This window comes from Pseudoalteromonas sp. KG3, from assembly GCF_030436385.1.
Taxonomy (GTDB): Bacteria; Pseudomonadota; Gammaproteobacteria; order Enterobacterales; family Alteromonadaceae; genus Pseudoalteromonas; species Pseudoalteromonas prydzensis.
Map to the genome: position 1 here is coordinate 587,280 of NZ_CP098523.1, position 12,446 is coordinate 599,725.

Here is a 12,446-nt window from a genome sequence, read left to right on the forward strand (position 1 = left end):
CACAGCACTTTCTCGATCTCGATTTGAAGATCGAACATTTTCGCTTGGTGATAATTTAAAAGATGGGGTTAAAACAAACTGGGGCGTTATAAAAATAAAAGAGCACACAGAATTAGAATTGCGTTTTACCGATCCTGCCACTAAACAATTACACCCTGGCGTTCGAGAAACAATCAGCCAAGGGCAAAACTTATTTGTAAACTATCCTGGCTACTCTGATTATCGACATATCCCTGTTATTGGTAAAGGCATTACCTTTACTCTCCCAGGCTCTCACGATCACTGGGGAATGATGTGTGAAGGCGATTTAGAAGAAGTTTACCGAGGCCGGTCTATTAGTTTTAGCTTGGTTACTCTGCATACTATTATTAATGCGATTGTCGCCAGTATCGCACCACTATGCCATGAAGTTATCGGACTTAGCTGGTTTACCTCATTGAGTATTGCTGCAGCATCTTTAATTGCATCCAGTGTATTATTCGCAAAACGTGGACCTAGCCACTTAGCGCTTCGCTTGCAAAAAATGACAGATGTGATCAGAGGGATCGCAGAAGGAGGTGGAAACTTAAAACAACGCTTAGACTGTACCCGTTTGCCTAATGATGAAACCGGTGAATTAGGCCGCTGGACAAATAGTTTTATAGACAGCTTAGATAGAACAGTCGGTAAAGTGATCAAGGTCTCGCAAGAAGTACGCGAAGCCAAAACTTTACTTGTTACTAAGCAAGATGAATTTAGTAACAATGCCAACATTGTACTCGCTGAAACGCAAAAACTACTAAAACGACTAGAGATTCAGCTTGCAAATATCCAAGGAGCTACCAATGAAGTTGAAGATATTCGTGATAATTTAGAAGCCGCAGCAAAACAAAGTGTTCAGCGTTTTCAAACCATCAGGCAACAAACTCAAGGGATACACACATCAATAGATAGCTCAACAAAAACAATTAACGGCTTACATAGCCATGTGAATAATGTCGGCTCTGTGGTTGGCATGATCAGCCAAGTAGCCGATCAAACAAATTTACTAGCATTAAATGCCGCCATTGAAGCAGCCCGAGCAGGAGAACAAGGTCGAGGTTTTGCTGTTGTTGCAGATGAAGTACGAAACCTTGCTGGCAGAACCGCAGAAGCAACCACTGAAATTAGCCAATTGATTAGTAAAATTCAAGACAGTGCCAAACAGTCAGTAGAGATAATGCAAGCCAGTATGCAAAGTGTTGAACAAGATATGTTATCAACACAAGATATAGTACATGATGATAAACAACTTAATGTAACGTTAAGTCATATGTTAGCGACCTTAACTGATATAAATCTAAAAGGTACCGAACAATTACAAAGTGCGCGTCAAGTTAATCAAATCAGTTCACTATTGCAAAGCTCTTTAGATGAGGTCCGCTTAGGCACAAGTTCGGTAGATAGAAGTGCAACGGAACTCGAGCACCTTATTGCACGCTTTGAAGTAACAACGAACTAAATGATAAAGCATTTATTACTGCCTATGTAATAAATTTGGTAAGGGGGCTGATAGCGACACACTTCAATCGTTACCAGCTTTATCATCAAAACTGGTACCGAGTATAAAATATAGGTGTATTATTAATACATAATCATTTTGACAGCGGTTGCGAGTAATAACGCGGCGAAGATTTTTTTGATCAAAGAAACCGGTAAGTAATGGGTGGCTTTGGCGCCTAATGTGGCGGTAAACCATGATGTGCAAATAATACCGAATAATGCAGGCAGGTAGACAAACCCAGCGAAACCATCGGCAAGCTTATAAACAGTACTACCTGAGCTGATATAACCCACTGAGCCAAATAAGGCTATCACTATTCCACAAGCAGACGCACAGCCAATGGCTTTTTTCATATTTACCGAGAAAAACGTTAATAAAGGCACTAGCAATGCCCCGCCGCCTATCCCTATCATCGCTGACACACCGCCGGTGATTGTCGTCAAGACAGTTAATAAGCCTTTATTTGGAAGTGGGCGCTCTTGTGCTGTATTTCCTTTACTGCTTAAAAACATTTTAATGGCAATCAGTACAACTGTAATCGCAAATACAATTCGTACTACTTTTTCAGGTAGTAGTGCCGCTAAAAACCCGCTTATCAGCGCGCCAAGTGCAACACCCGTCATTACCCACGGCGCTAACTCCCAAGGTACATTGCCATTTTTATGATGAGCAATAGCTGAAGACGTTGAGGTGAATAATATTGATGCTAATGAGGTTGCAATTGCAACTATAACCACGTGCTCTTCTGGTAAGACATTAAAATGCAGTAAAATAATACTCAACACTGGCACAATGACCAACCCGCCGCCAATGCCTAGTAAACCCGCTAAAAACCCCACGCCACTGCCTAATAATGCACAGTACACAACTAACACCAGTAATTCATTCATTCCGTTCGTCTCTTTATTATTGGGGCAATCATCCTAGATGAATGCAGTTATTAAGGCTGCAAGTGAGCTTTCATAAATTTACTTCTCAGCACGCCATTAGCTATGCGTTACAACAGCATGCTCTTAACTCACTATAGCAATAGCGAGTATATCAATATAACTAACGGCACTTTATATTATTGCCTGCAATAAGCCCTGAATAATCCTCATGTTTTAGATGAAAAAAATACAACACGCACATCTGGATGGCTAGATGGCTTGAGTTAAAAGGTTAAATTTTTATGTTTTAAGCCAAAATTGCGCACTATTTATAATCAGGTACAGGTAACTTTAGTAACCATGAATGTGGTTCATGTTTTAGGTGAAATTAAACCGTTTTTCTTCATGTACTGATCCACGTATAAATATCTAAACGCTTACACGTTATACAGATTGTTATTACGCCTCTAGGCAGAAATCTCTTAGCTGTGTAGTGAGTTGCTAATAATTAGCTGAGCAACTTAAGAATTCTAACATTGAGCAAGGCTCACGTTTTAAATCAAATATGGATACCTGATCACCATGAATACACACTTTAAATTTACTATTAAGAGCATTTGTCTTGATGAAAATTATCATCCAGCACAAAGTACCCGTATCACAACTAACTTTGCGAACCTTGCAAGAGGCAGCTATCGTCAAGCTAACTTACGCAATGCTTTAAAGATGATTGATAATCGCTTTAATGCCCTAGCCCATTGGGATAACCCTAAAGGCGACCGTTATTCTGTTGAGCTTGAAATTGTATCTGTGGATATGGATATTGCAGGAAGTGGTGACAGCTTCCCATCGATTGAAGTATTAAAAACCAATATCATTGATCATCAAACAAATAAACGCATTGAAGGAATTGTTGGTAATAACTTTTCATCTTACGTGCGTGATTACGATTTTAGTATCTTGCTGCAAGCGCATAATAAAGGGAAATCAAGCTTTAGTATCCCTGATAATTTTGGTGAGTTGCACGGCAAACTATTTAAATACTTTATTAACTCTGATGTATATAAGCAGCACTTTAACAAGCCGCCTGTTATATGCCTAAGTGTGTCAGATAACAAAACTTATCAGCGCACTGAGAATCATCACCCGGCATTAGGCGTTGAATATCAGCCCAATGAAAGCTCTTTAACTGAACAGTACTTTAAAAAGATGGGCTTACAGGTTCGCTATTTTATGCCTGCAAACAGCGTTGCACCGCTTGCATTTTATTTTGTTGGCGATTTATTGAATGATTACACTCATCTTGAGTTAGTCAGCACGATAAGTACGATGGAAACGTTTCAAAAAATCTATCGTCCAGAAATTTATAATGCCAATGCGGTTGCTGGCAAATGCTATCAGCCAAACCTAAAGAACTTGGATCACTCATTAACGCAAATTGTCTATGACCGTGAAGAGCGAAGCCAATTAGCAAATCAGCAAGGCAAATTTGCAGAGCAACACTTTATCAAGCCATATCAAACGGTACTTGAGCAATTCTCTGCAAGCTACGCCTAAGCGTATTGCTTAATCGCTACCAAAATTAAATTATAGAGACGGCATTACTTATTATGAAAACTAGTATTAACAAAACCCTATTACCGACTTCAACTGCGGGCAGTTTGCCAAAACCAACATGGCTTGCAGAGCCAGAGACACTTTGGTCACCTTGGAAGCTACAAGGTGATCAATTAATCGACGGCAAACACGATGCGCTGCGCATCTCTTTACAAGAGCAACAACACGTAGGTATTGATATTGTTAGTGATGGTGAGCAAACCCGCCAACACTTTGTCACCACCTTTATTGAGCACCTTAATGGCGTAGATTTTGAAAACCGCAAAACAGTGAGAATTCGTGATCGCTATGATGCCAGTGTGCCTACAGTGGTTGGCCCTGTTAGTCGTATAAAGCCCGTTTTTATCGATGATGCAAAGTTTTTACGCAGCCAAACTAAACAGCCAATAAAATGGGCACTGCCAGGCCCTATGACCATGATTGATACGCTTTATGATGACCATTATAAAAGCCGTGAAAAGCTTGCGTGGGAATTTGCCAAAATTCTTAATCAAGAAGCCAAAGAGTTAGAAGCGGCCGGTGTTGATATCATCCAATTTGATGAGCCTGCTTTTAATGTGTTTTTTGATGAAGTAAATGATTGGGGTATTGCTTGTTTAGAGCGAGCCATTGAGGGTCTTAAATGCGAAACAGCCGTGCATATTTGTTACGGTTACGGTATCAAAGCTAATACTGATTGGAAAAAAACCTTAGGCTCAGAATGGCGCCAGTACGAACAAGCGTTTCCTAAACTGCAGCAATCTAATATCGATATAATCTCATTAGAGTGCCATAACTCGCATGTGCCAATGGAATTACTTGAGCTTATTCGCGGTAAAAAAGTGATGGTAGGTGCCATTGACGTTGCAACCAACAGCATAGAAACGCCAGAAGAAGTCGCCAACACGCTACGTAAAGCACTGCAATTTGTAGATGCCGATAAACTCTACCCTTGTACTAACTGTGGTATGGCACCACTTCCTCGCGCAGTTGCAAGAGGCAAGCTGAACGCGTTAACCGCAGGTGCAGAGATCATTCGAAAAGAACTCTTGGCCAAGTAAAATATATAATCTGGTGGGTTAATTAAATTCGACACATTGTACTTATAATTAAGCGTATAATGGGTAGTAAAGAAGCTAGATACTTCCTTGCTACCCGATTATCTTCACTACGACAAAGCAAAGTTGATGGTGTGAACCTTCGTTAGATTTACGTTTTGCTTTGCTTGCCATAAATCGTAATTATCTTGCATTGTTAGCCAACTTTCCGGTGTACGCCCTAGTGATTTTGAAAGTCGCAATGCCATCTCAGGAGAGATTGCGCCCTTTCCTTTTATCACTCTATTTAATGTTGAAGCAGCAACATCGAGTTGTTTAGCAACAAAGCGGCAACTATAACCAAATGGTTCCATATAAACGTCATGGATAAACTCACCTGGGTGTGGGGGATTGTACATAGCCATTAATGGTAATCCTCGTAATTTAAAATGTATGCATTACCATCGACAAATTCGAAAGTAACTCGCCAGTTCCCATTTACTGTAATTGACCAAATCCCTTCTCTATCACCCTTAAGCAAATGAAGCTTAAAACCAGGTAAATCAATATCATCAATAATGGTTGCAGTATCGATAGCAGATAACTGTATTCTTAATTTGCGATCATGCTTCGCTTGAATGCCAGCTTTACTGCCAGTCTCAAAAAACTTTTTAAGATCTATGTGCTTAAATGTTTTAACCATACGGAGATATAGCGTGTTGCGCATCATGGCGCAAATATACAATAAGTATCAATACCCGCGCTTTTGCAAAATTCTATTTCTGACATTGCTTCTTGTTCAAACACAGTAAATGTTTTATCGGCGATCAATTTACCGTTTAGCTCTATGGTCATGCGCCAATCGCCGGTTTTATTGCTGATGGGTGCCCATAAGGTATCACCTAAGTAAAAGTGCCAGTCGTTGTCTTTAACGTATTCAAAGCCATCAAAGGGTGGCATTACCTCGCCATCGGCATCTGGAATATTAGGGTGATAAATACAGTAATGGAGCTTTTCGCCTTTGGCTTTTTTAATATTGACGATTAAGCCAAATTCAATATCGAGTTTAGCGGGTACTTTATTAGTAAACGATTGAATTTGTGGTAACTCTTTTGACGATGAGTCCCAATGACTATAAATACCATAACTTTGTAAAGTGATCTCAGGCTTATTTTTTGCCATTGCTGCTCCTATCTTTAATGCTTTATTCGTTAAGCGTCATAACGCTTTGGATCTTTCGGGAAGAATAATTCAGGTTGCTGGTCACATAAACCAAATTCACGGGTGTTTTTGTAGGGTAATTTCATAAACCCGGCAACGCCCACATCGGTAATACTGACAGCATATTGCATGAGTTTATTGAGCAGACGTTTAAATTCAACTTCTTTACTGGCATCTAGTAGCCGATAGTAATGGTGAATTTTCATTCTATCCGGCAGGGCTTCAAAAATAATACAGCCAGTATGATGAATTTGGTTTAGTTCAAATACACACTTGATCACTTTTTTCGGTAGCTGTAATTGCTCATCGGGATCTTTACCATCTTCAAAGTATGAATGCGGGCGCGTAACATCTGAGCTGGCTAAGTTCATTACTTCGTAATCAAGCTCTGGGAGTTGTTCAAATTTAAATGCCCCCGTGCCATCACGCTCTAGTTGAATCGTTTTACGGGCATCAAATAGGCAACATTTAAACAGTCCTTTTTGGCTGATCCCTTGAGCCAACATCACTGTGTTATTAATCGCTTGGGTAAACGCAGCGCCTAAACTTTCGTCATGCATTATCAAGGAAGATTCAATAAACAGTGAGTCTTCTTTCCAATGAAAACTTAAGCCCCCCACTGCGGGGTATTTTGCTAAGCGGCTAATTGAAGCTAAAAATGCTTTTTCGGTATCACCGGTATCAAACAAAAATTCTTTATAATAACGGTCAAGTTGCGCATCATTTACATCAAGTAATTGCTGATTGTGATCGGCTTGACGTAAAAACTGTTTTCGCGAGCTATATACCACAGTATCAGGAAGTTCATCAGCGTTACCAAACCAAAATGGGATCTGCGCCCTATCATCTTCCGCCAAATTGAGATCCGGTAAATAGGCTTTTGCCATACTTGGCATATTACGCATAAAGTAATCACCTGCGCCATCACGGACGGTTTTGTCTTTTGACAACATGCCGTCAATTACTTTTGCTAGTTCCATCGGTAAACCCAGTGAGCTTGCGGGGATCACTTGTGCACCAAAACGACACGATTGCGCGGAGGCAAGCGCATAAAGAGTCGATGCCACTCCTTGCTCATCAAAACGAGGGGATGACTTAGCTCCCGACATTTGCTCGTCACCTATAAAGTACACATCTCCCATACGGGCATTGGTGGTACTTAAATCACCGGACATTAAATCCATTATATTACTGGCTATTGGGTTTGCATCACTGTCCATTTGCGCATAAACAGAGCTTCCCCAATCCACCAGCGATAATGCGCTGGCTGTTTCATCCCACACTAAATTTGAGGGTTTAATATCGCCGTGCACAATCGGCTGTGGGCTTAACCCGTTTTTATGATTTCGCAAATCAATCAGTACATTACGGAGTTTTAACGCAAGATCGGTGATTGTCGCGGCGCTGAATCGGCCTTTTTTGAGCGATATTTTTTCTAAGTCTTCACCCATTGCACGGGCCATCATTAAAATGCCCTGTTTTTTTATCCGCTCAAACGCATAAAACTTCGGCACTAATGGATTATCAACTTGGGAGAGCATAAATGCTTCATCTTCAAGGCGGTCACGCACACTTTGTGCAAGGGTGATACGAGAGAATTTAAATACCCAGGGTAAGTTTTGATGATCAAGCCCTGCAAACACAAAACCAAACGCACCAGAGCCAATCATTTCAACGTCTCGATAGCCTAAATTAGTTAGCTGCTTAATACAGATATTAAGCCACTGGCGATGTTTTTTAGCATCGTGGTGAGAAAGCAAATAGACCGACTGCTCTTCATTGATATAAAAATTGCGGATCTCTTTGGTTTTCACTACTGGGTCTCAACGTTTTAGGAATAAATTTAAGGCTCGAGCCAATTTATGATGGTAACAAGTTAACCCGCTGATTATTCATTTTTTGGCTGTAAATTTCTAGTCCTTAGCAGCAATAGCTTAGCGTGAGCTGATATTTTGTGCAAAAAAGCCATAAAAAGAAAAAAAGCTGTGTGATCTGCAAGCAAATCACAACAGCTTTTAACAACCAGAATCGTTATAAATTAGAGCGCTTGTTCAAGCTCTGGCAGCACATCAAATAAATCTGCAACAAGGCCATAGTCTGCAACTTGGAAAATCGGCGCGTCGGGATCTTTATTGATTGCAACAATCACTTTTGAATCTTTCATGCCCGCTAAATGCTGAATTGCACCACTAATACCTACGGCAATATATAAGTTAGGGGCAACAATTTTACCTGTTTGACCCACTTGCATATCGTTTGGTACAAAGCCTGCGTCAACAGCAGCGCGTGATGCACCAATGGCAGCACCGAGTTTATCGGCAATGCCATGCAGTAATGAGAAGTTCTCACCGTTTTGCATACCACGACCACCCGAGATCACCACTTGCGCAGCGGTTAACTCTGGGCGCTCAGATTCAGTTTGCTCAACACTCACAAAACTGCTTAATTCACTACTAAATACCGCATCAATCGTGACACATTCAGCAGGTGCTTGTGTACCTTGCAGATCAAAACTACTTGCACGTACTGTGATCACTTTTTTACTATCGAGTGATTTTACCGTTGCGATTGCATTACCAGCATAGATTGGCCGTTTAAAGGTATCAGCATCCACTACCTCAATAATTTCTGAAATTTGTGCAACATCGAGTAATGCAGCCACCCGTGGCATAAAGTTTTTACCTGTCGTAGTGCCACTGGTAACGATATGTGAGTAATCAGCAGCAAGTGATACCACTAAGTCCGCAATGTTCTCTGCTAGTTGCTGAGCATATTCACTGTTATCTGCGATAAGTACACTATTAACACCTTCGATACTGGCAATCACTTCACTCAGTGGCGCCACACTTTCGCCAGCAACAAGCACATTAACCGGAAAACCAAGCTTTAGCGCAGCATTAATCGTTTTTGATGTTTCTGGCTTTAAAACGCCATTATCATGATCAGCAATAACTAATGTTTTCATTTAAATCACCTTCGCTTGTGTTTTTAACAAATCAACTAACTGTGCTACGTCGTCTACAATGATACCGCCACTGCGTTTAGCTGGCTCGTGTACTGCAACAAGTTGAGTACGCGGTGTTAAATCAACACCTAAGCTATCTGCTGCAATTACTTCAAGCGGTTTGCGCTTTGCCTTCATAATATTAGGTAATGACGCATAACGCGGTTCATTTAAACGTAAGTCGGTTGTCACAACCGCTGGCAGTTTTAACGCTACAGTTTGTAAGCCGCCATCCACTTCACGGGTCACATTAACTGTGCCATTTGCAACATCTACTTTAGAAGCAAATGTACCTTGGCCGCGACCCGTTAAGGCAGCAAGCATTTGCCCTGTTTGGTTGTTGTCAGAATCTATTGACTGTTTACCTAAAATTACCAGCTCAGGACTTTCTTGCTCTACAATCTTGGCAAGTAACTTTGCAACGTGAAGCGATTCTAGCTTTTCGTCAGTTTCAATATGAATAGCTTTATCTGCGCCTAGAGCCAGTGCGGTACGTAATTGTTCTTGTGACGCTTTAGCGCCTATGGTTACTGCAACTACTTCGGTTGCAGTGCCCGCTTCTTTTAGGCGAATAGCTTCTTCAATGGCAATTTCACAAAATGGGTTAAGTGCCATTTTTACATTAGTTAGATCAACGTCGCTGTTATCTGCTTTAACGCGTGCTTTCACGTTGTAGTCGATGACTCTTTTTATTGGAACGAGAACTTTCATAGGAACTCCATAATTATTTAAACCTACAAGCTAACGTGTACGTCAACCTATTTATTTTATGAATTCAGACTACTTCCTGTTGACGTAAACGTCAACCTAAAATAACCTTAAACTATTCAAAGCCTGTAACGTTTCATTTGCAAGTATGAAATTACCTTGGTTAAAGGTACGGCTCCGTCACACACAAGAGGTTATTATGGTCGAACGCGAAACCATGGAATTTGATGTAGTAATCGTAGGTGCAGGCCCTGCAGGGCTTTCTACCGCGATAAGATTAGCGCAGCAAGCCCAACAAAAAGATCAAGAGTGCATGATCTGTGTTGTTGAAAAAGGCTCTGAGGTTGGCGCTCATATTTTATCTGGCGCAGTATTTGAAACCACTGCACTTGATGAGTTACTGCCAAATTGGCAAGAATTAGGGGCCCCCGTTACAACCAAAGTAACTAATGATGAAATTTATTGGTTTAATAACGAAAATAAAGCAACGGCTATCCCCCATTTTGCTACGCCTAAAACATTCCACAATGACGGCAATTATATTGTGTCTATGGGTAACGTGTGCCGTTGGCTGGCAGAGCAAGCAGAAAATCTCGGGGTTGAGATTTTCCCAGGCTTTAGCGCACACTCACTGATTATTGAAGATGACACAGTAAAAGGCATTATCACCGGTGATATGGGCCTTGATAGCGACGGTAACGAAAAAGATGGTTTTATGCCAGGTATGGAGCTGCGAGCTAAATATACTGTATTTGCCGAGGGTTGCCGTGGCCATTTAGGTAAACAATTAATCAATCAATTTGCATTAGATAAAGACGTATCAGTGCAACACTATGGTTTAGGCTTTAAAGAAATTTGGCAAATTGATCCTGCAAAGCACAAACAAGGCACCGTTGTGCATGGCACGGGTTGGCCATTAAGTGGCGATACCAACGGTGGCTCCTTTATGTATCACAGCGACAACAATCAAGTTGTGGTTGGCTTAATTGTTGATCTTAATTACAGTAACCCACATTTGAGCCCGTTTGATGAGTTTCAACAAATGAAACATCACCCTATCTTTAAAGAGATACTTGAAGGTGGCGAACGGATTGCTTATGGCGCTCGGGCGATAACTAAAGGTGGCTTACACTCATTACCAAAAATGCACTTTCCGGGTGGTTTGCTGGTAGGTTGTGATGCGGGCACACTGAACTTTGCCAAAATAAAAGGTAATCACACGGCGATGAAATCAGGTATGGTTGCTGCTGAGGTTATTTTTACCGCGCTTGCAAACGAGCAACAGCATACTGACTTGGTTGATTACAGCGACGCATTTAAACAATCATGGGCGTATAAAGAATTACATCAATCGCGTAATTTTGGCCCTGTAATGCATAAACTCGGTAAATTTTTGGGTGGCGCTTACAATACGCTAGATCAAAACTTATTCGGCGGTGGATTACCGTTCACCTTTAAAGACAACACCCCAGACTATGCAACCTTGGTTGATAAAAACCAAGCACCACAACTTAGTTATCCAAAAGCGGATGGGCAATTAAGTTTTGATAAGCTGTCATCGGTGTTTTTATCTAATACTAATCATGAAGAATCACAACCGTGCCATTTAAAACTTAAAAACGCGGCTATTCCAATTGAAGTTAACTTAGTTAAGTTTGATGAGCCAGCTCAGCGCTATTGCCCAGCAGGCGTGTACGAAGTTCAGCAGATTGAAGGTAAAGATGAGTTTGTGATCAACTCGCAAAACTGTGTGCACTGTAAAACCTGCGATATTAAAGATCCAAGCCAAAATATTACTTGGCTGACACCAGAAGGCGCTGGTGGACCTAATTACCCGAATATGTAATTACTTTTAATTTTAAACAAATCCTAAATTGCAGGGGGCTTCGGCCCCTTTTTTGCGCTATGCTCAATAATAACTGTTTAATAACTATGAGTAAGTTTATGCCGTCGTCGAGTGTTATATTTCGTTTTTTAGCTGAGCCCACCGATGTTAATTTTGGTGGAAAGGTCCATGGTGGCGTGGTCATGAAGTGGATTGACCAAGCAGGCTATGCGTGCGCTGCAGGTTGGAGTGGTCATTACTGCGTGACAGTATCTGTTGCCGGGGTTAAATTTCAGCGCCCTATCCTCGTTGGTCAAATTGTTGAAGTTGAAGCAAAAATTGCCCATACAGGTAAAACCAGTATGCAAATTTTTATTCAAGTACGCTGTGGCGACCCAAAAACCGGCAACCTTGTTGAAACCAATCATTGTGTGATCAGCTTTATTGCTATGGATGAAACTGGCTACCCTGTCGCAGTACCGGCATACACAGCACAAAGCGATGAAGATAAAAAAATCGAAAACTACGCAATAAAAATGAAAGAAATTGCTATTGAGACCGAAACCCTATTGCATAAAACAGAGCCGTAACTGCCCCGCACTGCTCGCTGCGTAAAATCTACATAGCACTGAGAAATCATTTCTCTGGTGAAACTGAATGAGCG

At 41.1% G+C, this 12,446-nt stretch carries 12 protein-coding genes; 5 read left to right on the top strand and 7 right to left on the bottom strand.

Features of this window, described 5'->3' with window-relative positions:
- The first annotated feature begins 118 nt into the window (after positions 1-118).
- Entirely contained in the window at positions 119-1,480 is a 1,362-nt protein-coding gene (locus tag NDQ71_RS02960) for a methyl-accepting chemotaxis protein (protein WP_301562232.1), read from the top strand.
- A gap of 122 nt (positions 1,481-1,602) precedes the next feature.
- On the opposite strand, the gene NDQ71_RS02965 is transcribed toward NDQ71_RS02960, so the two are convergent.
- The gene (locus NDQ71_RS02965; RefSeq protein WP_301562233.1) at positions 1,603-2,412 is read right to left on the bottom strand and encodes a sulfite exporter TauE/SafE family protein; all 810 of its coding nucleotides are present in this window, start codon (positions 2,410-2,412) and stop codon (positions 1,603-1,605) included.
- Between the two features lie 561 nt (positions 2,413-2,973).
- Here NDQ71_RS02965 and NDQ71_RS02970 point away from each other — a divergent pair.
- Together NDQ71_RS02970 and NDQ71_RS02975 are read left to right on the top strand one after the other, a co-directional pair.
- Complete coding sequence (locus NDQ71_RS02970) at positions 2,974-3,948, top strand: DUF1852 domain-containing protein (RefSeq protein ID WP_301562234.1); 975 nt, start codon at positions 2,974-2,976, stop codon at positions 3,946-3,948.
- Positions 3,949-4,001: 53 nt separating this feature from the next.
- Positions 4,002-5,048: a methionine synthase gene (locus tag NDQ71_RS02975; protein WP_301562235.1), complete on the top strand. Its 1,047-nt coding sequence runs from the start codon at positions 4,002-4,004 to the stop codon at positions 5,046-5,048.
- Between the two features lie 107 nt (positions 5,049-5,155).
- Here the strand turns inward: NDQ71_RS02975 and NDQ71_RS02980 are convergent, their stop codons facing one another.
- The 6 genes from NDQ71_RS02980 to NDQ71_RS03005 form a co-directional block, all read right to left on the bottom strand.
- Positions 5,156-5,449, bottom strand: a complete 294-nt coding sequence (locus NDQ71_RS02980) for a HigA family addiction module antitoxin (protein ID WP_301562236.1) — start codon at positions 5,447-5,449, stop codon at positions 5,156-5,158.
- The gene (locus NDQ71_RS02985) at positions 5,449-5,727 is read right to left on the bottom strand and encodes a type II toxin-antitoxin system RelE/ParE family toxin (RefSeq protein WP_301562237.1); all 279 of its coding nucleotides are present in this window, start codon (positions 5,725-5,727) and stop codon (positions 5,449-5,451) included. Before NDQ71_RS02985 ends, NDQ71_RS02980 begins: the two co-directional genes overlap by 1 nt.
- A 23-nt stretch (positions 5,728-5,750) precedes the next feature.
- Complete coding sequence (locus tag NDQ71_RS02990; protein ID WP_301562238.1) at positions 5,751-6,206, bottom strand: DUF3859 domain-containing protein; 456 nt, start codon at positions 6,204-6,206, stop codon at positions 5,751-5,753.
- 29 nt (positions 6,207-6,235) lie between these two features.
- Entirely contained in the window at positions 6,236-8,059 is a 1,824-nt protein-coding gene (locus NDQ71_RS02995) for a serine/threonine protein kinase (protein WP_301562239.1), read from the bottom strand.
- Between the two features lie 224 nt (positions 8,060-8,283).
- Entirely contained in the window at positions 8,284-9,210 is a 927-nt protein-coding gene (locus tag NDQ71_RS03000) for an electron transfer flavoprotein subunit alpha/FixB family protein (RefSeq protein WP_192542634.1), read from the bottom strand.
- On the bottom strand, positions 9,211-9,960 hold the full coding sequence (locus tag NDQ71_RS03005; protein ID WP_064666275.1) for an electron transfer flavoprotein subunit beta/FixA family protein: 750 nt from the start codon (positions 9,958-9,960) through the stop codon (positions 9,211-9,213).
- A gap of 196 nt (positions 9,961-10,156) precedes the next feature.
- On the opposite strand from NDQ71_RS03005, the gene NDQ71_RS03010 reads away from it, so the two are divergent.
- Both NDQ71_RS03010 and NDQ71_RS03015 read left to right on the top strand, forming a co-directional pair.
- Positions 10,157-11,803, top strand: a complete 1,647-nt coding sequence (locus tag NDQ71_RS03010; protein ID WP_192542633.1) for an electron transfer flavoprotein-ubiquinone oxidoreductase — start codon at positions 10,157-10,159, stop codon at positions 11,801-11,803.
- A 98-nt stretch (positions 11,804-11,901) separates the two neighbouring features.
- Complete coding sequence (locus tag NDQ71_RS03015; protein WP_064666339.1) at positions 11,902-12,372, top strand: acyl-CoA thioesterase; 471 nt, start codon at positions 11,902-11,904, stop codon at positions 12,370-12,372.
- Positions 12,373-12,446 lie beyond the last annotated feature (74 nt).

Coding starts and splice junctions, on each gene's coding strand:
- NDQ71_RS02980 (WP_301562236.1), bottom strand. CDS start 5,449: ATGGCTATGTACAATCCCCCACACCCAGGTGAGTTTATCCATGACGTT.
- NDQ71_RS03010 (WP_192542633.1), top strand. CDS start 10,157: ATGGTCGAACGCGAAACCATGGAATTTGATGTAGTAATCGTAGGTGCA.
- NDQ71_RS03005 (WP_064666275.1), bottom strand. CDS start 9,960: ATGAAAGTTCTCGTTCCAATAAAAAGAGTCATCGACTACAACGTGAAA.
- NDQ71_RS02965 (WP_301562233.1), bottom strand. CDS start 2,412: ATGAATGAATTACTGGTGTTAGTTGTGTACTGTGCATTATTAGGCAGT.
- NDQ71_RS02970 (WP_301562234.1), top strand. CDS start 2,974: ATGAATACACACTTTAAATTTACTATTAAGAGCATTTGTCTTGATGAA.
- NDQ71_RS03015 (WP_064666339.1), top strand. CDS start 11,902: ATGCCGTCGTCGAGTGTTATATTTCGTTTTTTAGCTGAGCCCACCGAT.
- NDQ71_RS02990 (WP_301562238.1), bottom strand. CDS start 6,206: ATGGCAAAAAATAAGCCTGAGATCACTTTACAAAGTTATGGTATTTAT.
- NDQ71_RS03000 (WP_192542634.1), bottom strand. CDS start 9,210: ATGAAAACATTAGTTATTGCTGATCATGATAATGGCGTTTTAAAGCCA.
- NDQ71_RS02975 (WP_301562235.1), top strand. CDS start 4,002: ATGAAAACTAGTATTAACAAAACCCTATTACCGACTTCAACTGCGGGC.
- NDQ71_RS02985 (WP_301562237.1), bottom strand. CDS start 5,727: ATGGTTAAAACATTTAAGCACATAGATCTTAAAAAGTTTTTTGAGACT.